The 19,145-nt window shown below is 47.0% G+C and carries 21 protein-coding genes and 1 other annotated feature; of the genes, 16 read left to right on the top strand and 5 right to left on the bottom strand.

The genetic code is table 11. The annotated features are described in order from the left end of the window. The first annotated feature begins 134 nt into the window (after positions 1–134). From DWY84_RS11450 to DWY84_RS11440, 3 genes are all read left to right on the top strand, one after another. The gene (locus DWY84_RS11450) at positions 135–521 is read left to right on the top strand and encodes a metalloregulator ArsR/SmtB family transcription factor (RefSeq protein WP_118533400.1); all 387 of its coding nucleotides are present in this window, start codon (positions 135–137) and stop codon (positions 519–521) included. A gap of 86 nt (positions 522–607) precedes the next feature. Continuing rightward, on the top strand, positions 608–832 hold the full coding sequence (locus DWY84_RS11445; RefSeq protein WP_118533398.1) for a cation transporter: 225 nt from the start codon (positions 608–610) through the stop codon (positions 830–832). 19 nt (positions 833–851) lie between these two features. Then, positions 852–2,711, top strand: coding sequence for a heavy metal translocating P-type ATPase (locus DWY84_RS11440; RefSeq protein ID WP_118533396.1), 1,860 nt, complete (start codon positions 852–854; stop codon positions 2,709–2,711). A 157-nt stretch (positions 2,712–2,868) separates the two neighbouring features. Here DWY84_RS11440 and DWY84_RS11435 read toward each other — a convergent pair whose 3' ends face one another. Beyond that, complete coding sequence (locus tag DWY84_RS11435; protein ID WP_118533394.1) at positions 2,869–3,591, bottom strand: GntR family transcriptional regulator; 723 nt, start codon at positions 3,589–3,591, stop codon at positions 2,869–2,871. A gap of 253 nt (positions 3,592–3,844) precedes the next feature. Here DWY84_RS11435 and DWY84_RS11430 point away from each other — a divergent pair, with 253 nt between their 5' ends. The 11 genes from DWY84_RS11430 (at position 3,845) to leuS (ending at position 15,165) form a co-directional block, all read left to right on the top strand. Further along, positions 3,845–4,951, top strand: coding sequence for an SIS domain-containing protein (locus tag DWY84_RS11430; protein ID WP_118533392.1), 1,107 nt, complete (start codon positions 3,845–3,847; stop codon positions 4,949–4,951). Continuing rightward, positions 4,948–5,361, top strand: a complete 414-nt coding sequence (locus DWY84_RS11425) for a PTS sugar transporter subunit IIA (RefSeq protein ID WP_118533390.1) — start codon at positions 4,948–4,950, stop codon at positions 5,359–5,361. The genes DWY84_RS11430 and DWY84_RS11425 overlap by 4 nt, the downstream gene beginning before the upstream one ends. Positions 5,362–5,397: 36 nt before the next feature. Further along, the gene (locus tag DWY84_RS11420) at positions 5,398–5,895 is read left to right on the top strand and encodes a PTS sugar transporter subunit IIB (RefSeq protein ID WP_118533388.1); all 498 of its coding nucleotides are present in this window, start codon (positions 5,398–5,400) and stop codon (positions 5,893–5,895) included. Between the two features lie 12 nt (positions 5,896–5,907). After that, positions 5,908–6,675, top strand: coding sequence for a PTS sugar transporter subunit IIC (locus DWY84_RS11415; protein WP_118533386.1), 768 nt, complete (start codon positions 5,908–5,910; stop codon positions 6,673–6,675). 2 nt (positions 6,676–6,677) lie between these two features. Continuing rightward, positions 6,678–7,496: a PTS system mannose/fructose/sorbose family transporter subunit IID gene (locus tag DWY84_RS11410; protein ID WP_118533384.1), complete on the top strand. Its 819-nt coding sequence runs from the start codon at positions 6,678–6,680 to the stop codon at positions 7,494–7,496. A 34-nt stretch (positions 7,497–7,530) separates the two neighbouring features. Next, positions 7,531–8,253, top strand: coding sequence for a putative N-acetylmannosamine-6-phosphate 2-epimerase (locus tag DWY84_RS11405; RefSeq protein ID WP_118533382.1), 723 nt, complete (start codon positions 7,531–7,533; stop codon positions 8,251–8,253). A gap of 34 nt (positions 8,254–8,287) precedes the next feature. Beyond that, complete coding sequence (locus tag DWY84_RS11400; RefSeq protein WP_118533380.1) at positions 8,288–9,373, top strand: SIS domain-containing protein; 1,086 nt, start codon at positions 8,288–8,290, stop codon at positions 9,371–9,373. 183 nt (positions 9,374–9,556) lie between these two features. Then, on the top strand, positions 9,557–10,897 hold the full coding sequence (gene glnA, locus DWY84_RS11395; protein WP_118533378.1) for a type I glutamate--ammonia ligase: 1,341 nt from the start codon (positions 9,557–9,559) through the stop codon (positions 10,895–10,897). A gap of 50 nt (positions 10,898–10,947) precedes the next feature. Next, positions 10,948–11,490 (top strand): ANTAR domain-containing protein, encoded by a 543-nt coding sequence (locus DWY84_RS11390; protein ID WP_118533376.1) that lies wholly within the window; start codon positions 10,948–10,950, stop codon positions 11,488–11,490. A 67-nt stretch (positions 11,491–11,557) separates the two neighbouring features. Next, complete coding sequence (gene dapF / locus DWY84_RS11385) at positions 11,558–12,379, top strand: diaminopimelate epimerase (protein ID WP_118533374.1); 822 nt, start codon at positions 11,558–11,560, stop codon at positions 12,377–12,379. Between the two features lie 69 nt (positions 12,380–12,448). Beyond that, positions 12,449–12,689, top strand: a binding site (T-box leader). A gap of 64 nt (positions 12,690–12,753) precedes the next feature. Further along, the gene (leuS, locus tag DWY84_RS11375) at positions 12,754–15,165 is read left to right on the top strand and encodes a leucine--tRNA ligase (RefSeq protein WP_118533371.1); all 2,412 of its coding nucleotides are present in this window, start codon (positions 12,754–12,756) and stop codon (positions 15,163–15,165) included. Between the two features lie 57 nt (positions 15,166–15,222). Here the strand turns inward: leuS and DWY84_RS11370 are convergent, their stop codons facing one another. Together DWY84_RS11370 and DWY84_RS11365 are read right to left on the bottom strand one after the other, a co-directional pair. After that, the gene (locus DWY84_RS11370) at positions 15,223–15,510 is read right to left on the bottom strand and encodes a hypothetical protein (RefSeq protein WP_118533370.1); all 288 of its coding nucleotides are present in this window, start codon (positions 15,508–15,510) and stop codon (positions 15,223–15,225) included. Continuing rightward, positions 15,507–15,836 (bottom strand): hypothetical protein, encoded by a 330-nt coding sequence (locus DWY84_RS11365; RefSeq protein ID WP_118533369.1) that lies wholly within the window; start codon positions 15,834–15,836, stop codon positions 15,507–15,509. The genes DWY84_RS11370 and DWY84_RS11365 overlap by 4 nt, the downstream gene beginning before the upstream one ends. A 152-nt stretch (positions 15,837–15,988) precedes the next feature. Between DWY84_RS11365 and DWY84_RS17430 the strand changes: the two genes are divergently transcribed. After that, a complete protein-coding gene (locus tag DWY84_RS17430) occupies positions 15,989–16,138 on the top strand; it encodes a hypothetical protein (protein WP_178716873.1) in 150 nt (49 codons plus the stop codon). A gap of 64 nt (positions 16,139–16,202) precedes the next feature. On the opposite strand, the gene DWY84_RS11360 is transcribed toward DWY84_RS17430, so the two are convergent. Together DWY84_RS11360 and DWY84_RS11355 are read right to left on the bottom strand one after the other, a co-directional pair. Next, positions 16,203–16,433 carry a hypothetical protein gene (locus tag DWY84_RS11360; protein ID WP_118533368.1) on the bottom strand — a complete coding sequence of 77 codons (231 nt, stop codon included), beginning with the start codon at positions 16,431–16,433 and terminating at the stop codon, positions 16,203–16,205. 67 nt (positions 16,434–16,500) lie between these two features. Next, positions 16,501–16,737 carry a polya polymerase gene (locus DWY84_RS11355; RefSeq protein WP_118533367.1) on the bottom strand — a complete coding sequence of 79 codons (237 nt, stop codon included), beginning with the start codon at positions 16,735–16,737 and terminating at the stop codon, positions 16,501–16,503. A gap of 299 nt (positions 16,738–17,036) precedes the next feature. On the opposite strand from DWY84_RS11355, the gene DWY84_RS11350 reads away from it, so the two are divergent. Further along, positions 17,037–18,983: a VanW family protein gene (locus DWY84_RS11350; protein WP_118533366.1), complete on the top strand. Its 1,947-nt coding sequence runs from the start codon at positions 17,037–17,039 to the stop codon at positions 18,981–18,983. Positions 18,984–19,145: the final 162 nt, after the last annotated feature.

The following is a 19,145-nucleotide window of genomic DNA, read 5'->3' as shown; positions in this document are numbered from 1 at the left end:
GCCTGCTTCGGACCTTTCGCAACTATTCTTAAATTGAAATTTTAGAAAAGTTTGTGTATGCTCTTGACAATATTGTATGATATGGTAATATAAACATATGAATAGATGTTCATATAAAGAAACGGAGGAGTGCTATGACAGAGGCGGAAAAAATCCAGATTGAGCAGGAAGTGGAAGATGGTTCCTGTGAGTTCATGCATGTCCATGAGGAAATCGTGGAAAAGGTAGAAGGTGTAATGCCGGACGAGCAGCAGCTTCTGGATCTGTCGGAGTTTTTTAAGATATTTGGAGACTCCACCCGGATCAAGATTTTGTATGTGCTCAGCCAGTCGGAGATGTGTGTCTGCGATATTGCAACTCTTTTGCAGATGGGCCAGTCCGCTATTTCCCATCAGCTCAGAGTCTTAAAGCAGATGCGTCTGGTGTCTTTCCGGAGGGACGGAAAAACCGTATTTTATAAGCTGGCAGATGCCCACATCCAGACGATTCTGGCTCAGGGCATGGAGCATATCAGCGAGTAAAATTCTGCCGGGAAGCTGTGAATGGGAATAAAAACTCTGCGTCAGCATGGCACGGAGCATATTAAAAAGTAAAAGGAGAGAATATCATGAAGAAGATCATCAAATTAGAGGGCTTATGTTGCGCAAACTGTGCTGCAAAGATTGAGGAAGGCGTTAAGAAATTAGATGGTGTGAACAGTGCGAGCTTAAGCTTTATGACCCAGCGTCTCATCATGGAAGTGGAAGACGGAAAAGAAGATGAGCTGGTTGAGGCTGCAAGAGCTGTAGCTGCAAAGGTTGAGCCGGAGGCAGAATTTAAGGTGCTTCGCTAGTGCCGGAAAGGTATTTTCTATGACCAAGAAGCAGAAAAAAATGGTGGCCCGTCTTGTGGTCAGTGCTGTTTTCTTTATCGTCGCCATGATGCTGGAGAAAAAAACATTCTGGGCGTGGATCCCGTTTGTGCTTTCCTATCTGGCAGCGGGGTACGATATTCCGCTGAGAGCCTGCCGCAATTTGAAAAACGGTCAGGTCTTCGATGAGAATTTTCTGATGACCATCGCAACGCTGGGTGCGTTTGCCATTGGATCCCTGGAAGAGGCTGTGGCGGTTATGCTGTTTTACCAGATTGGTGAGCTGTTCAATGACTATGCGGTCAACAAATCCAGAAAATCCATCACCGACCTGATGGATATTAACCCGGAATACGCGAATCTTCTGCGGGACGGGGAAGAGGAACAGGTGGATCCCTATGAGGTGGAAATTGGTGACACCATCATTATCCGCCCTGGCGAGAAGGTGCCGCTGGACGGCATCGTCCTGGAGGGAAGCTCCACGCTGGATACCAAGGCCCTGACGGGTGAGTCTATGCCGTCAGAGGTGGAAACCGGACAGAATATCGTGAGCGGTTCCATCAATTTAACCGGTGTTCTGAAGGTGCAGACTACAAAGTTGTTTGATGATTCCACTGTGGCAAAGATTTTGGAACTGGTGGAAAATGCCAGCTCCAGAAAGGCGAAGGCTGAGGCATTCATCACACGTTTTGCGCGTGTATATACCCCGGTCGTGGTGGCTTTTGCAGCAATTCTGGCTGTGCTTCCACCGCTGTTCCTTGGTGGATGGAGCACCTGGATCTACCGTGCCTGCAGCTTTTTGGTTGTTTCCTGTCCGTGTGCACTGGTTATTTCAGTTCCGTTAAGCTTTTTTGGCGGACTGGGTGCGGCATCCAGACAGGGCATTCTCATAAAAGGCAGCAACTATCTGGAGGCTATGGGCAGTTTGGATACGGCAGTCTTTGATAAGACCGGAACTCTGACCACCGGTAAGTTTGAGGTGACGGATGTATCACCGGTACGGGGAAGGAAAGAAGAACTTCTGGAGCTGGCGGCACTGGGAGAGTACAATTCCAACCATCCAATCGCGCAGTCTGTGAAACAGGCCTATGGTAAAGAAGCAGATACCAGCCGCATCGGCCAGGTGGAAGAGATTTCCGGCCACGGCATTCATGCGCAGGTGCAGGTAGATGGCGTGTGGAGAGACCTTTATATCGGCAACCAGAAGCTTATGGACCAGCAGGGAGTCGTTGTGAGCACGCCAGCGGCAGTTCTGGGAACGACACTGTATCTGGCGGAGGGGACAACGTATCTTGGTTCCATTGTCATTTCCGACAGTGTCCGCCCGGATGTTCCGGCTATGCTGGCTGGTCTGAAAAAGCAGGGGGTCAGCAAGCTGGTCATGCTGACCGGAGATAAAGAAGAGGTCGGAAAGAGCGTAGCGGAGTCTATCGGCATTACCCACGTGTTCGGCAATCTGCTCCCGGGTGACAAGGTAGCGAAGGTGGAGCAGCTTCTGGAGGAGAAGCCGGAGGGAACAAACCTGGCCTTCGTGGGTGACGGCATCAACGATGCGCCGGTGCTGGCCCGCGCGGATATCGGCATTGCCATGGGCGGCATTGGTTCCGATGCCGCCGTGGAGGCAGCGGATGTGGTCATCATGGATGATGAACCGTCCAAGATCGTGGATGCCATCTGCATTGCCAGAAAGACTGTAGGCATTGTAAAGCAAAACATTATCTTTGCCATTGCCATCAAGATTGCGGTTCTGGTTCTGGTAGCTTTGGGTTATGCCACCATGTGGGTGGCAGTTTTTGGAGATGTGGGTGTTTCTGTGCTGGCTATTCTCAATGCAATTCGGGCACTGAGCTATAAAAAATAACAATTACAAAACAGATAATAATAAACGACAATCAGAAGATGACTGATAAAGCCTAAAAAACTAGCTTTTCCAGGTAGTACTGATTGTCGTTATTTTTTGTAGCGCAGCCAATAGAAGTTCCGGGGCGGTATACAGAACGTCATTTTTATATTCTGTTTTACTTTGTAACATTATAGGTATAAGTGTAAATATCACCGTTATAATAAGTTTCGATATATTCATAAGGCTGCAAAAACCCATCAATATGCGTATATGTGATGTGGGCCGAACAAAGCAACGCAATGTTATTGGCTGCTAGAAGTTCTTTTTGCCGGTCTGTTGGAAGCGTTGCTTTCAGTTCCAGCTGTTTTAATTCACGTTCCAGCCCAAGTGAATCAACAAATTCATAAAAGGATGCATTCAGACAATCGACATTGATGGCAGGAATGATTTTGGCCGATACATAGGTGTAGCTGATTGCAATGGGCTTCTCATTTCCTGTGCGTAAACGCACAAAATAATGAATGAAATCATTTCCGCCCAGTTCCAGCTTTTTGGCAATTGTAGGGATATCATCGGCACGGAGCAGCTCGTAGGATAAAAGCCTGGCCCCTGCTTTCAGCCCAATGCTTTTCATATCCTCTGTGAAACTGGAACCGGTGCCGAGATTTTCTTTTTGAATATGTGGAGCAGTAACGAAGCTGCCGCGACCTGGAATCCGTTCAATATATCCGAGTGCGCTCAGATGGTTTAATGCTTTATTGATGGTCATTCGGGAAAAGTTAAAACGTTGGCAAAGCTGTTCTTCTGTCATGATCTGATCGCCAATCTGCAAATTCTTTCTGGAAATTTCCTGCTTGATATAATCTTCAATCTGTTTGTATTTTGCTGTTTTCTGCATAATATCACCTTCCTTTTGTCTGTTTATTGATATTGATCTATACATATAGTCATTATATCACATTTAATAATGAAAATGAAGTTTGGATATGAATTATATTAGAAAAATGCCGATAAAAACATATACAAATAAACAAGAAAAGTATTGATTTTATCAAAATAATGTAGTAGTATATGTATATACAAAGTATAAAAACGACGAATGATAGCAAAAAATATTTGCAAAAACACAACAAAATGCACAGGAGGAAATTATGGAGACACCAAGCATGATTGGTTATATTCAGGACCAGGGGCGGGCCTTGAAAGCCACATTTGAAAACAGAGCAGTTTATTGTGATCCGTTTTGCCAAATTTTTCAGGAACGTGATATTCGAAAAATTTATCTTCTGGGTTCAGGAACTAGTTACAATGCTGCAACGGCAATAAAACAGTATCTGGAAATGTATCTTCCTGTGGAAGCAGAAGTGATGATTCCTACAGTATTTACGAACCACGCAAAAATTAATCGAAATTGTATATACAATCAAGATGAGATACTGGTGGTCGGTATTTCTCAGTCAGGCACTAGCGTATCAACCATTGAGGCCATGAAAAAGGCGAAACAGGAAGGGTACTATACAGTTGCCGTCACTGAGGCAACGGAAAGCCTGATTACCAGAGAGGTCGATCGGGTTGTAAAGCTGACCTGCGGAAAGGAAGAAATTCCGGTTGAGACGAGAGGATATAGTGTAACCTTGCTTCAAGGGTATCTGACAGCATTGGAAGTTGCGCATTCCAGAAAAAAACTGGATGATACAGATTTCAAACTGCGGATCACAAGAACAGCAGAATTTCTGGAACATTATCCGGAAATTATGGAGCAGACAGAGAAATGGTATTTGGCAAATCAGAAAGAGCTTCTTAACATGAGAAAGAGCTGTGTTGCCGCCTATGGCCTGAATTACTGTACGGCCATTGAGGCAGAACTGAAGCTGTTTGAGACGTTTAAACATCCAGTACGTGGATATGAAATGGAAGAAATGATCCATGGTCCACAGATGGCATTTGATGAAGATACTTATGTTTTTCTTGTCGCCTCCGAAGAAAAAGAATTGGAGCGGGTACCACGGTTCATTCAATTTTTTGAGGAGAATCACATTACAGAACATGTTTTTGTAATCACTGCGAATGAGATGAAACTGAAAGAAAAAGATTTATGCTTTTATGCACCGATTCCGGCAGAATTAAGCCCACTTGTTTTTACGCTTCCGTTTCAGATTATGGCTGCGAGAAATTGTATTGCAGTGGGTATTGATACAGCAAAACGTCCAAAGAATAGAAAAGCATTTGCGCATATTTATATGGAGGAACAGTCATGAACCAGTTCATTATTGCAACACATGCAACACTGGCAGGAGGATTTGCGGATGTTGTGAGGTTTTTTAAATCAGATTTGGAGAATGTTCAGTTTATTAATGCTTATGTGGAGTCGCAGGAATTTGAAAAAGAGTTTCGGACTGCACTGGAAAAGGTGAAGGGCGAGAATGTAATTGTTCTTAGCGATATCATGGGAGGAAGTGTCAATCAGGTGGCAACAAGGCTGATGCAGGAATTTTCTTATCAGCTGATTACAGGGATAAATCTTCCGCTTCTGATTGAACTGACCTTTATGCCAGATGGAATAACTGCGGAGCAGATTCGGAACAGCATTGCCAATGCAAGAGAACAGATTGTATATGTCAATGATTTTGTCCGGCAGGAAGAAGCAGGCAGTGAAGAGGAATTGTAATGAGACAAATAAGATAAAAAGCAGGAGGGAATGCGTATGATTATTATGGTAAGGGCAGATGATAGGCTGATTCATGGAATGGTGGCAGTGTCCTGGACATCCCATTTGCAGCCTCAGACGATTCTGGTGGCCAACAATGTGGCTGCGAAAGATTCCTTTAAAGCCATGACGATGAAAATGGCAAAGCCGGCGGGGGTGAATCTTGTAATCAAATCTCTGGATGACTCTGTCAAGGCACTGAATAATCCAATCAATGACAAAAAGAAAATTTTTCTTGTAACGGAAACGGTCAAAGATGCGGCTTATATTTATGAACGCACTGCTGGTTTCGGACATCTGAATGTCGGAACGGCAGGAGTAAACAAAAAGGAGGGAGAAACTTACATAGCAACGTTACCCCAGGTGTTTATGACGGAGGAGGAATTCCAGTTTGCCAAAAAGATGGCAGACAGAGGGGTGGAGATTTTTGCACAGATTACTCCGACCAGGGAACGGATGGAATTTAAAGACATTGAGAAAATTTTCGGCAAGTAGGAGGGGCATGTTATGATTCAGGGATTTTTGGTAGCATTGGTAGCAGCACTTGTGTATATGGAATCCAGAATTGGAGGCCAGCATATGCTGGACCGTCCGATCATCATTGGACCACTGGTTGGTGTGATTCTTGGAGATCCGGTGACAGGCCTTATGGTAGGTGGCTCACTGGAACTGGTGTGGATGGGTCTTGTTGGTATTGGAACATCCACACCACCGGATGTAGTAGTTGGTTCCGCATTGGCTACGGCATTGGCCATCAAGACAGGAGCAACTTATGAAACGACACTGGCGCTGGCTATTCCGATTTCTCTTCTGGCTCAGGTCGGAGCAATCGGTGTCTGCATTCTGAATACTGCTTTTGCACATCGTGCAGATGCATGCGCGGAGAAAGGTGATTACCGTGGAGTAGAAATTTCAAACTGGATGGGATCTGCACTGTATTTTATTTTTAAATTTTCCATGGTATTCATCGGGTTTATGATTGGCTCCGATCTGATCACAAAGCTGGTAAGCAATATCCCGGAGATTATTCAGAAAGGTCTTGGGCAGTCGGGCAACCTGCTTCCGGCACTTGGTGTTGCAATGCTGATTCAGATGACATGGGATAAAAAGTTTGGAGCGTTTCTGTTCCTTGGGTTTGCCCTTGCTGCATTCTTAAATGTAAGTACCATTGGTGCTGCAATATTTGGTGTGGTATTCGCAGTCTTATACTTTATGCTGTCTGGCAATATGGGACATACAGCAACTGTAAATTCAGATGAAAGTGAGGAGTTATAGGCATGGGGGAAGAAAAGAAATTAAGTTCAAAAACATTAAAAAAGGTATTTAACCGTCATTATCAGCTTCTTGGATGCTTTAACTATGAACGTCAGATGTCGACTGGATATGCATGGACCATGATGCCAGCTTTGAAAGAACTTTACAAAGATAATCCGGAAGAAATGAAGTCAGCAGTCAAACGCCATTTGGAATTTTACAATTGCGCGACCACTCCAAGCCCGTTCATCATCGGCATTTCCTGCGCAATGGAAGAGCAAAATGCCAGTGCGGAACCGGGGGAATATGATCCGTCATCCATTACATCGGTTAAGGCTGCTTTGATGGGACCGCTGGCTGGTATCGGTGACAGTTTCTTCTGGGGAACGTTTCGCGTGATTGGTGCCGGTATTGCAGCTCCGCTGGCTGTAGCCGGAAACTTTATTGGACCTCTTTTGTATTTTCTGATTAATGTGATACCATCTGAAGTTGTCCGCCGTTTTGGTTTTAAGATTGGCTACGAGGGAGGTAGCACATTCCTGACTCAGATTTCAGAGGATGGAACTCTGCAGAAATTGACGGAATCAGCCAGAATTATGGGACTTGTTGTGATCGGAGCCATGATTCCGGCCATGGTAAAATGTGACATTGCCACTGTGCTGAACATCAATGGGGCTGAGATTGTCCTGCAGGATATGATTGATCAGGTATGTCCGAAACTTCTTCCAATGCTGTTGGTATTTATTTGCTATAAGCTTTTAAAGAAACGTGTATCTGGAACTGTGATTATGATCGGTCTGCTGCTCTTTGGCATCATTGCTGTAGCTCTTGGAATTTTATGATACTATTAAATTTTTGGAAAGACAGGTGTGAAAAATGGAAAAGAAAGAATTGATTGACAGTTTAAAAGATGGACTGATTGTTTCCTGCCAGGCTGTACCGAGTGAACCACATTATATGCCTGGGATCACAACCATGCATGCGGAATGCGCAAAATGGGCTGGTGCAGTTGGTCTTCGTGTGAATTCTCCGGATGATATCCGGGCCATCAAGGCGAAGGTAGACCTGCCAATTATTGGCATCTGGAAAATTGACCGCAATATCAAGGATGTGTATCTGACTCCAAGTCTGGAAGCTGCGCAGGCAGTATGGGATGCAGGTGCTGAGATTATTGCGATTCAGGCAACGAATCATTACCGGGATGATGGAAAATTGGCTTACGAGACCATCAGGGAAGTGAAAGAACATATTCCGGATGCCCTGATCTTTGCAGATGTTGCTACTGCAGAAGATGCTCGGATTGCAGCTTCTTATGGAGCGGATTTTGTTGCTCCTACATTATATGGATATACAAAAGCTGGATGCTTTGACAAACTGGAAATTAAGGACGCGCCGGATTATATCCTGTTAAGGGATATTGTAGATGCGGTGAAAGGAACTGATACAAAGGTAATTATGGAAGGAAAGGTATCAACACCGGAGATTGCAGTTCAATGCCTGTATATGGGAGCTCATGCTGTTGTTGTTGGAAATGCAATTACCAGACCACATATTACAGCAAAGAGATTTGCGCGGGCACTTGCCAGATTTCATGAATAGACAGCAGAGAATAGTAGAATAAGGGGAGTATAAAATGGAATATAGAGAATGGGACATGTATGATTATATTCTGGAGTCAAAAGCAGCAGTGAGAAATATTGTAGAAAATCAGGATACAATTTTTGAACAGGCTTTGAATTACTGTAAAGAAAAAAAATTTGAGCAGATTTATATTCTGGGATCTGGAACCAGTTATCACGCATCTGTAGCTGCAAAGAAAATTGTAGAAGACAAACTCGGCGTAAAAGTAATCAATATGTATCCGATGGAGTTTGTTGATAATGAACAGGTTTTTAATCCGAATACTCTGGTGATTGGTGTGTCTCATGCAGGAAGAAGCAGCAGCACAATACGGGCCCTGGACAAGGCGCGTGAACTTGGCTTTCTGACCATAGCTATGACGGCCGAGAGGGAGCGGCCGATTACGGAGCATGCAGATTGTTGTGTTTATATTGAAATCGGAGATGAATTTGCAGGACCAAAGACAAAGGGATATATTGGTTCTATCGCAACCATCGCAATGCTGGGATTGAAACTTGCAGTACAGAATGAGAAAATTGAGGAGAAAGAAAAGCAGGATCTGGAAAAACGGATGCTGGATACTTCCGATCAGATCCCGGATATCGCAGAGTGTGCATGGGCCTGGTACCGAGAGAATGCAGAGAATTTGAAAAAATGCCGGCGCTTGATTGTGCTTGGATATGAATCCTGCATGAGTGCAATGCTGGAAGGAACCTTAAAGATTCTGGAGGCAGTCCGCTACAGCGTAGTTGGCTATGAAATGGAAGAATTTATGCACGGAGTATATCATTCTATTGACCAGGATACGTATCTTCTGTATCTGGGATGTCCGGGAAAACATTACCAGCGGATGGTCAATATGATGAAGTATTTTGGGGAAAGAGACCACGCTCATAATTATATGGTGACTTCGGAAAAAGAGCAGGAGAGCAAAGAAAATTTTGTTTATCCGTTCCAGAATGATCCGTATTTTGCATCTATGGAGTATGTTGTCCCATTGCAGGTAATTGCACGCAAGCTTTCCCTGGATCTTGGAATTGACTGCAATATTTCCAGTGATCCGAATTTCCATAAAAAAATGGGAAGTTATACCTACTAAGTAAAAATGATATCGTGAAACGTATTTGTCATCAGTTGACAAAAAATGATGAAACTGCTATCATCAGTAACATGATGAAACAAGGGCGTTTCAGGAAAGCTGCGCGAGGAGCTTTCTTGACGCTCTTGTTTTTTTATTATAATATGAATGATATATCTCATTACAGTATGGAAGGAGATTGACATGAGCAGATATACGAAAAAAGATATCATCCGTATGACGGAGGAAGAGGATGTGGAGTTTATCCGTCTTCAGTTTACGGATATTTTTGGAATGCTGAAAAATGTGGCGATCACAGCAGGACAGCTGGAAAAGGCATTAAATAACCGCTGCATGTTTGACGGTTCCGCAATTGAAGGATTTGTGCGCATTGAGGAATCCGATATGTACCTGTATCCGGACCTGGATACTTTTGCAATTTTTCCATGGAGACCGCAGCAGGGCAAGGTGGCACGCCTGATGTGTGACGTATACCATCCAAACGGCGAGCCGTTTGAAGGCGATCCGCGTTATGTGTTAAAGAAGGTTCTGAAAGAGGCTGCGGATATGGGCTATGAGTTCCACGTGGGACCGGAGTGCGAGTTCTTTTTATTCCATACAGATGAGGAAGGCCGTCCGACCACCAATACCCACGAGAATGCCAGCTACTTTGATGTGGGTCCCATCGACCTGGCTGAAAATGTGCGCCGCGATATCGTTCTGAATCTGGAGGATATGGACATTGAGGTGGAGGCATCCCACCACGAATTATCTCCGGCCCAGCATGAAATCGATCTGGAGTACACGGAGGGACTGGCTGCGGCAGACAACATTATGACCTTCAAGATGGCTGTAAAGACCATCGCAAAGCGCCATGGTCTTCACGCAACCTTCATGCCGAAGCCGAAGGCGGGCATGAACGGCTCCGGCATGCACATCAACATGTCTCTGGCTGATGCCCGTGGAAAAAATCTGTTCGTAGATGACAATGACAATCTTGGTCTGAGTAAGGTGGCGTATCAGTTTATGGCAGGGATCCTGGCACATATCCGGGAGATCACCCTGCTCACCAATCCTCTGGTCAACTCCTATAAGCGCCTGGTTCCTGGGTATGATGCGCCGGTCTGTGTGGCATGGTCTGCCCATGCAAACCGCAGCGCACTGATCCGTATCCCGAGTTCCCGCGGGGAAGACAGCACCCGCATCGAACTGCGCTGCCCGGATTCCGCAGTAAACCCGTATCTGGCACTGGCAGCCTGCCTGGCAGCAGGTCTGGACGGCATTAAAAAAGAAATGACACCTCCGGCCAGTGTGGACTGCAATGTATTTGCCATGACAGATGAAGAAATCCGCACTCTGGGGATTGAACAGCTTCCTCAGACCATGGGTGAGGCCCTGGAAGCTTTTGAGGGCAGCACATTCGCAAGAGAGGTGCTCGGAGATCATATTTACACGAAGTATCTGGAAGCAAAGAGTGCAGAGTGGAAGAAGTTTCGCGCGGAAGTAACGGACTGGGAAGTGCAGGAATACCTGTATAAGTTCTAGCGGAGCAGTTTTCAGAAGTTCCCTGATATCAAAACCCGGAGGTGAGCGTTTTGGCAAATATTATTGTGGCATTTTCTAAGCCGGAAGACGCAAAAAGCATAAAAAACATATTGATGAAAAACGGGTTTGAGGTGGTCGCTGTCTGTACATCCGGAGCACAGGTTCTTTCCCAGATGGAAGATTTAAATGGAGGGATCGTAGTGTGTGGCTATCGTCTGACAGATATGCTGTACTCGGAACTGAGGGAATGCATGAGCGCGGAGAATGCCATGCTGATGATCGCGTCTCCAAATAAGTGGTCTGCGGACGCACCACAGGATGTGGTGTGCCTGCCCATGCCATTAAAGGTACATGATCTGGTGGGAACCCTGGAGATGATCGTGCAGGCCCAGGCGAGAAGAAAAAAGAAGCTGCGCCAGCAGCCGAAGCAGAGAAATGAGAAGGAGCGCGCTGTTATTGATCAGGCCAAGGCACTTCTCATGGAGCGCAACAGCATGACGGAGGAGGAAGCACACCGGTACATACAGAAATGCAGCATGGACAGCGGAACCAATATGTATGAGACAGCCCAGATGGTCATCAGTCTGATGTAGGGTGAAGGTATCATGGAATAAATCAGAAATACAGGTAACGAAAACAAATATAGAAATGGAGCGGTTTATGAAATTTACAAAAATGCAGGGAATCGGAAACGATTACGTCTATGTCAATTGTTTTGAGGAACATGTGGAGGATCCGGCGCACGTAGCGCAGCTTGTGAGTGAGCGTCATTTTGGAATCGGGTCAGACGGCCTGATCCTCATCTGCCCGTCCGAGGTGGCAGACTGCCGCATGCGGATGTTCAATGAGGATGGAAGTGAGGGCAGCATGTGCGGCAACGGTATCCGCTGCGTGGGAAAATATGCTTACGATCATGGTATTGTTGACAAGCCGCAGATTTCGGTTGAAACTCTTGGCGGCATCAAATATCTGGATATGAGGATAGCAAACGGAAAAGTGAAAACCGTAAAAGTCGATATGGGCATTCCACAGCTGACCAGTGAGCTGCCGGAGAAAATCCAGGTGGATGGAAAAAAACTTGAGTTTACCGGAATTGATGTTGGAAACCCGCATGCCGTTTATTATGTGGATGATGTAGACAGTCTGGATCTGGAAAAAATCGGTCCGGCTTTCGAGATGCACGAGCGCTTTCCGGACCGCGTCAACAGCGAGTTTATCCGGGTTATTGACCGCAGACACCTGCAGATGCGTGTGTGGGAGCGGGGCAGCGGCGAGACCTGGGCCTGCGGGACCGGTGCAACGGCCAGTGCTGTGGCCAGCATGATGCTGGGCCTGGTGGAAAACACCGTGGAGGTGCAGCTGATCGGAGGAAATCTGGAGATTACCTGGGACCGTGAGAGCGGGCATGTCTATATGACCGGTCCGGCTGTGGAGGTTTTTACCGGTGAGATCGACCTGACACAGTATGAAGAGAAAAATTGAATCTAAAATCCACCCCTTGACACGGATTTCCAATTATGCTAGATTAAAAAGCAGTGGTAATATACAATCTTAAATGCGATGAAAAGAGAAAGTATGCGTGATGAGGTTTTCAGAGAGCTGTCGGATGGTGCGAGGCAGCAACAGCGTGCGCAGAAACTGGTCTTGGAGCAGCCCGCCGAACACATTTTTAAAGCAGTAAGTAGGCCGGGACGGATATCCACCGTTATCGGAATCAAGCGCATGCGAAAGCATGAAGCAGAGTGGTACCGCGTAAGGAGCAAGAAGCGAAAGAATATCCTGCGTCTCTGACAATATCAGGGATGCAGGTTTTTTTATTCCTTTTATTCCTTAAATTGCAATCAGGAGGAAGAATCATGGCAAGTTACAACCACAGCGCCATTGAAAAGAAATGGCGTGAAAACTGGGAGAAAAACCCGATCAATGTCAATGATGGCAAAAAGCCGAAATACTACTGCCTGGATATGTTCCCGTATCCGTCCGGCAGCGGACTTCATGTAGGTCACTGGAGAGGCTACGTTATCTCTGATGTATGGAGCCGTTACCAGATGTTAAAGGGTCATTATGTGATCCACCCGATGGGCTGGGATGCGTTCGGCCTTCCGGCAGAGAACTACGCAATCAAGATGGGTGTTCATCCGGCAAAATCCACCGCCGAGAACATCAAAAACATCAAGCGTCAGATCAACGAGATCGCAGCCATCTATGACTGGGATATGGAAGTAAATACTACCGATCCGGAGTTCTACAAATGGACCCAGTGGATCTTTGTACAGATGTTCAAGAAAGGCCTGGCTTACGAGAAGGAGTTCCCGATCAACTGGTGTCCGTCCTGTAAGACCGGTCTGGCCAACGAGGAAGTTGTAAACGGCTGCTGCGAGCGCTGCGGTTCCCCGGTTACCAAGAAAAACCTGCGTCAGTGGATGTTAAAGATCACCGCCTATGCGGACCGCCTGTTAAACGACCTGGACAAACTGGACTGGCCGGAGAAGGTTAAGAAAATGCAGAGCGAGTGGATCGGAAAATCCTACGGTGCTGAGGTTGATTTCCAGGTTGAGGGAAGAGACGAGAAGATCACCGTTTATACCACCCGTCCGGATACCCTGCACGGCGCAACCTTCATGGTACTGGCTCCGGAGCATGCCCTGGCAAAGAGTCTGGCTACCGATGAGACCAGAGAGGCTGTTGAGAAATACATCTTTGATTCCTCCATGCGTTCCAATGTAGACCGTATGCAGGATAAGGAGAAGACCGGCGTCTTCACCGGAAGCTACGCTATCAACCCGTTAAACGGCGCAAAGGTTCCGATCTGGCTGTCTGATTATGTACTGGCAGATTACGGTACCGGCGCAATCATGTGTGTACCGGCCCACGATGACCGTGACTTTGAGTTCGCAAAGAAATTTAATATCCCGATCATCCAGGTTATCGCAAAGGATGGCAAGGAGATCGAGAACATGACCGAGGCTTATACGGAGGCTTCCGGTACCATGATCAACTCCGGTGAGTGGAATGGCATGGAGTCTTCTGTATTAAAGAAAGAGGCTCCGGCTATGATCGAGAAGATGGGCTTCGGCAAGAAGACCGTCAACTACAAGCTGCGTGACTGGGTATTCTCCAGACAGCGTTACTGGGGCGAGCCGATCCCGATCGTTCACTGCCCGAAGTGCGGCAACGTAGCAGTTCCGGAGGAAGAACTTCCATTAAGACTTCCGGAGGTTGAGAGCTACCAGCCGACCGGTACCGGTGAGTCACCGCTTGCTGCTATTGATGAGTGGGTAAACTGCAAGTGCCCGCAGTGCGGCGGCCCGGCTAAGAGAGAGACCAACACCATGCCGCAGTGGGCAGGTTCTTCCTGGTACTTCCTGCGTTACGTGGACAACCACAACGACAAGGAACTGGTTTCGAGAGAGAAAGCGGACAAGTATCTGCCGGTTGATATGTACATCGGCGGCGTAGAGCATGCAGTCCTGCATCTTCTGTACTCCCGTTTCTACACCAAGTTCCTGCACGACATCGGAGTGGTAGATTTCGATGAGCCGTTCAAGAAGCTGTTCAACCAGGGTATGATCAATGGTAAGAACGGCATCAAGATGAGTAAGTCCAAAGGAAACGTTGTTTCCCCGGATGATCTTGTAAGAGATTACGGCTGTGACGCTCTGAGAATGTACGAGCTGTTCGTAGGACCGCCGGAACTGGACGCAGAGTGGGATGACCGCGGTATCGAGGGCGTTTCCCGTTTCTTAAGCCGTTTCTGGAACCTGGTTCAGGACAGCAAGGACAAAGACATCGCAGAGACCAAAGAGATGGTTCGTCTGCGCCACAAGCTGGTATTCGACATCGAGCAGCGTTTTAACCAGTTCAGCTTAAATACTGTAGTATCCGGCTTCATGGAGTACAACAACAAGCTTATCGAGCTGGCTAAGAAGACCGGCGGCGTCGATAAAGAGACCTTAAAGACCTTTACCATTCTGCTTGCTCCGTTTGCGCCGCATATCGGTGAGGAAATCTGGCAGCAGCTTGGCGGCACCGACAGCGTATTCCACACTCAGTGGCCGGAGTGCGATGAGGAAGCTATGAAGGATGACGAGGTTCAGATCGGCGTTCAGGTCAACGGTAAGGCAAGAGGCGTTGTGACCATTCCGGCTGACGCTTCCAAAGATGTTGCCATTGCGGCAGCAAAAGAAGCTGTAGCAGACAAGATCACCGGAACCATCGTAAAAGAGATTTATGTACCGGGCAAGATCATCAACATTGTCTGCAAATAAGGTTATATATGATCTGCATGAACCGGCATGACCGGCGTACAGATATAAAACTGGCTGTCAGGAAGACCTGACAGCCAGTTTTTTTGCGAGAAAATGCAGCATTTCAATTTTCTTTTTTTCATCGGGCGGCATGCCGGAGGTGATGATGGAAATCAGAAGCGTGGTTTCCTGGTCGGTGAAGGAAATATTGCTTTTCCGGGCATCAGCCTGAAGGGAGAGCAGAGCAGGGAACAGTTCTGCTTTCGACTGGGAGGAAATCTGCGCCGCAATCTTTTCTATGTATTGGAGTTTGACCGGATCCATTGCGGCCAGTCTGGGGTCGTTTTTCCATTCGCCTGGGTTCATAATACCTCCTTGATGATCTGAAAGTTTTCCAGCATCTCAATCATTTCCCGCTCCTTCGGGCCTGCGTAGGGTTTGATGATCTGCAGAAGCTGCATGGGGGAAGCTGGTTTTGGCGTGGAGGGGGAGAGCCCCATGGCGGAGACTTCCTCTCCGTCAAAGAGAGACTGGGCACGCTGCAGTTCCTGGATTTTTACCAGGAGAGAGAACACGCGCTGCTGGGAAACCGGGAGATAGGGAATCGCGGCCTTCAGCATCTGAAGCTTCGGGTCAGCAGTCAGATAATCAAAATCCGTCAGCCTGAACTGATTTTCATTCTTTTCATTCATGGACGGGATCCTTGTTCTTTTTGAAACAGTATATGCGTGGGCAGCTCATATCATGCCGCAGGCAGTCTGCATAGTATAAAGTGTAAGACAAAATACCGTTTGAGCGGCTGATCAGCAGCCGGAAGCCAAAACGGTGACAGGAGCGCAGTAGAATGAAAACAAGACTGGTCATAGATGGAAACGCAGTATATGAGATTGATGAAGAATGCGAGGCGTGCCAGAATGGAGGGCCATATTGCCCGGAGAGAAGAAAACGGATTGAAAAAATGGATAAGAACGAATCGAAGGAAATAGAATCCTGAGAATAGATGGGATAGATAGAAAAACTCCCCCTCGTTCCATGAGGGGGAGTTCCCAAAAATCTGTTTAGCAGAAGCTGCCGCATCCGCCATTGCCGCCGCAGCAGCATAACAGCAGAATGATCCAGATCCAGTTACAGCCGTTATTATGTTCACATCCGCATCCGGAACCGAAACCACATCCGCCGTTACCGCCGCAGCAGCACAGAATGAGAATCAGCCAGATGATGTTACAGCCGTTTCCTCCTGAATTGCAGTCACATCCGCATCCACAGTTTGTAGCAGCCAGATCGCTCATATGAAAAGCCTCCGAAAAGATATTTACAATCCATCATATGAGCGGCGGCCTGTCAGTGTTTCCTTTTTTATTCGCCCTGATACATATATTTGATCAGACGCTCGATATCTTCTTTATCCTGGGCCACGATATCCAGCTCCTTAATGTAACCGTTGGAGAACATGGTTGCCATGGAAAGGTACTGGGACAGCTTGGATTTTAAGTTGATGCGGTCACCTTCCGGAGATACCAGTTCAACCGATCCCTTGCACTGATCGATAATCTTAAAAAATGATTCTACGTCGTTAATGTTCTGAATTTTCATTTAGGGTCCCTCCCTTGTTCGATGTTTGCTTGGTTATCTTTTTGACAAGCAAAAGTATAACAAAAAATTAACAATCATGCAATTGCCAGAACTTCCAAAAATGTACAGAAGAAAATACAAAAACAGTACAGAAATACAAGAGGCAGGATGTCGAAAAAGAAAAAATACCGTCAAAAAATATAATAAAAAAATCCTTGTATTTTCTAAAAATTAGTGGTTCTTTTTTCGAACGGATATGTTATACTGTCTTAGTGCGTTATGAGCGTAGAGATTATTATAGAAGAAACACAGGTGAAATCATGAATCAGTATGAGAATGGCAGAAATTCCGGGACGGGACGCTCCAGGGCCAGGAGCACATCTTATTCCGGCAGTGGAAGAAGTACTTCTGCTGGCAGACAGACGAAAACAGCGGCCGGAAGTGGAAGAAGCAGCGCCTCCTCTTCCAGGAGCACTTCTACAAGAAGTACCTCCGGAAGAACCAGCGCAGGAAGCAGTACAAGGCGTTCTACAGGGAGCAGCGCCAGAACTTCTTCTTCCAGGTCTGGAAGTTATTATTATGAAACAAGACGTCCTTCCTCCGGCAGACATGGTGGAAGACGCGGGGGTCCGGATTTCAGGAAGATCGCGATTGGCGGAGTGATCCTGGTTCTGGCAATTTTCTGTGTTGCTTTTCTTATGAAGAAAGTAACCGGTTCCAAAACAACGAATACGGAGCCGGAAACAGAGATTACCGTTCCTGAGACAGAACTGGAAAAAGAAGTTGCGGTAGACGGCATCAACATCACTGGCATGTCCAGGGAAGAGGCTAAGGCGGCCATCCTCAAGGATTTTCCGTGGGGCATGAAGGTCACCTGGCAGGATCAGAGCTATGACGTGAATGATCTGATGGCAGAAAAGGTGGATTCCCTGCTTCAGGAAATTTACACCGGCGAGCCAAAGGAAAGCTACACCCTGGATACTACCGGCCTGGAAGACGCAGCCGCTAAGGAAGCGGAAACTGTGGCAGGCCTCTGGAACAAGAAGGCAAAGAATGGTTCTATTTCCGAGTACGATGCTTCTTCTGACAAGTTCTTATTCAAGGGAGCAGAAAACGGACTGGCTGTAGATCAGGACCAGTTAAAGGCTGATATTCTCGCAGCCCTGAGCTGCAAGGACTTCACTGCTACGATTGCGGCTACTGTAAATGAAGTAGAGCCGGAGTTCTCCGAGGCAGTCGCAAGAGAAAAATACAAGACCATCGGAACCTTTACTACCAATACCACTTCCAATCAGAAGCGTAATACCAACATCAAGCTGGCTACTCAGGCCATCAATGGCATTGTGCTTCAGCCGGGTGAGGAATTTTCCTTTAACAACCGGGTGGGAGAGCGTACGGAGGCGAAGGGGTATCAGGGCGCTGCAGCGTATAACAACGGTGAAGTCGTGCAGGAGATCGGCGGCGGTGTCTGCCAGGTTTCTTCTACTATGTATAATGCGGTAGTCAAGGCAGGCTTAAAGACCACTATGCGCCGCTCCCATACCTTTGAACCGTCTTATGTAACACCGGGAACCGACGCGACGGTAAGCTGGGGCGGTCCGGACTACAAATTTGTGAACAATTCCAGTGCGGCCATTGGTATCCGCGCAAGCTATTACAATCAGACCTGTACCGTATCCATTTACGGAATTCCGCTTCTGGATGAAGGCGTGACTCATTCCTTAAAATCCACAAAGCTCAGCGAGACGGACCCGCCGGCACCGACCTATGAGGAGGATCCGACTCTGGCACCTGGTACTGAGAAGGTAAAGAGCAACGGAAGCAAGGGCAGCAAGTGGGAAACCCGCCTGATCGTTGCCAAGAATGGTGAGGTGGTAAGCCAGGATGTGGATCACAGCGTTACTTATAAGGGACATACCCCTGTTATCTTAAGAAACAGTACCGGAACCACTGCGGCAGGAACTACCATGGAAGGAGATAGTTCTGTTGCATCCTCCGCAGAACTGACAGGAGAAACTACGGTAGCTGAGAACCACAAGACAAGTGAGTCTGCGACTACGGCAGCTTCTCATGGCGCGGCAGCTGATAAGACCACGGCAGCAGACAAGACCACAGCGGCAGAGACGACTGCAGCGGCAGCTACAACAGCTTCCCAGCAGCCTGTTTCCCATCCGACCGCTGCAGATTCCGGCAACAGCGCAGGCAATGCATCGACTGCTGAAAACAGCGGAAACGCGCCTACCATCGCGCCAAATCCGGGTGTCTGAAATCGAAATCAGGTTTATTGAGAAAATGTAAATTATTTCACAAAACAGGAGTGCTTTTCGCAGGCGCTCCTGTTTCTTTTTCTGACAAAAGCAGCACAAATAAGCGCTTGCTAACTTACATTTTGTGCGGATTGTATGCAAAATAATACGCAGATTTTCTGT

The organism is Clostridium sp. AF27-2AA, assembly GCF_003478505.1.
GTDB lineage: Bacteria > Bacillota > Clostridia > Lachnospirales > Lachnospiraceae > Brotaphodocola.
The sequence above is the reverse complement of the archived record's forward strand: the minus strand, read 5'-3'. Positions and strand labels throughout refer to the sequence as shown.

Bases quoted from the DNA above. Each gene is read 5' to 3' on its own strand.
- DWY84_RS11440 (WP_118533396.1), top strand. From the start codon at position 852: ATGACCAAGAAGCAGAAAAAAATGGTGGCCCGTCTTGTGGTCAGTGCT.
- DWY84_RS11420 (WP_118533388.1), top strand. From the start codon at position 5,398: ATGATTATTATGGTAAGGGCAGATGATAGGCTGATTCATGGAATGGTG.
- DWY84_RS11410 (WP_118533384.1), top strand. From the start codon at position 6,678: ATGGGGGAAGAAAAGAAATTAAGTTCAAAAACATTAAAAAAGGTATTT.
- DWY84_RS17430 (WP_178716873.1), top strand. From the start codon at position 15,989: ATGAAAACAAGACTGGTCATAGATGGAAACGCAGTATATGAGATTGAT.
- DWY84_RS11370 (WP_118533370.1), bottom strand. From the start codon at position 15,510: ATGAACCCAGGCGAATGGAAAAACGACCCCAGACTGGCCGCAATGGAT.
- DWY84_RS11430 (WP_118533392.1), top strand. From the start codon at position 3,845: ATGGAGACACCAAGCATGATTGGTTATATTCAGGACCAGGGGCGGGCC.
- DWY84_RS11435 (WP_118533394.1), bottom strand. From the start codon at position 3,591: ATGCAGAAAACAGCAAAATACAAACAGATTGAAGATTATATCAAGCAG.
- DWY84_RS11350 (WP_118533366.1), top strand. From the start codon at position 17,037: ATGAATCAGTATGAGAATGGCAGAAATTCCGGGACGGGACGCTCCAGG.
- DWY84_RS11355 (WP_118533367.1), bottom strand. From the start codon at position 16,737: ATGAAAATTCAGAACATTAACGACGTAGAATCATTTTTTAAGATTATC.
- DWY84_RS11360 (WP_118533368.1), bottom strand. From the start codon at position 16,433: ATGAGCGATCTGGCTGCTACAAACTGTGGATGCGGATGTGACTGCAAT.
- leuS (WP_118533371.1), top strand. From the start codon at position 12,754: ATGGCAAGTTACAACCACAGCGCCATTGAAAAGAAATGGCGTGAAAAC.
- dapF (WP_118533374.1), top strand. From the start codon at position 11,558: ATGAAATTTACAAAAATGCAGGGAATCGGAAACGATTACGTCTATGTC.
- glnA (WP_118533378.1), top strand. From the start codon at position 9,557: ATGAGCAGATATACGAAAAAAGATATCATCCGTATGACGGAGGAAGAG.
- DWY84_RS11365 (WP_118533369.1), bottom strand. From the start codon at position 15,836: ATGAATGAAAAGAATGAAAATCAGTTCAGGCTGACGGATTTTGATTAT.
- DWY84_RS11425 (WP_118533390.1), top strand. From the start codon at position 4,948: ATGAACCAGTTCATTATTGCAACACATGCAACACTGGCAGGAGGATTT.
- DWY84_RS11445 (WP_118533398.1), top strand. From the start codon at position 608: ATGAAGAAGATCATCAAATTAGAGGGCTTATGTTGCGCAAACTGTGCT.
- DWY84_RS11405 (WP_118533382.1), top strand. From the start codon at position 7,531: ATGGAAAAGAAAGAATTGATTGACAGTTTAAAAGATGGACTGATTGTT.
- DWY84_RS11450 (WP_118533400.1), top strand. From the start codon at position 135: ATGACAGAGGCGGAAAAAATCCAGATTGAGCAGGAAGTGGAAGATGGT.
- DWY84_RS11415 (WP_118533386.1), top strand. From the start codon at position 5,908: ATGATTCAGGGATTTTTGGTAGCATTGGTAGCAGCACTTGTGTATATG.
- DWY84_RS11400 (WP_118533380.1), top strand. From the start codon at position 8,288: ATGGAATATAGAGAATGGGACATGTATGATTATATTCTGGAGTCAAAA.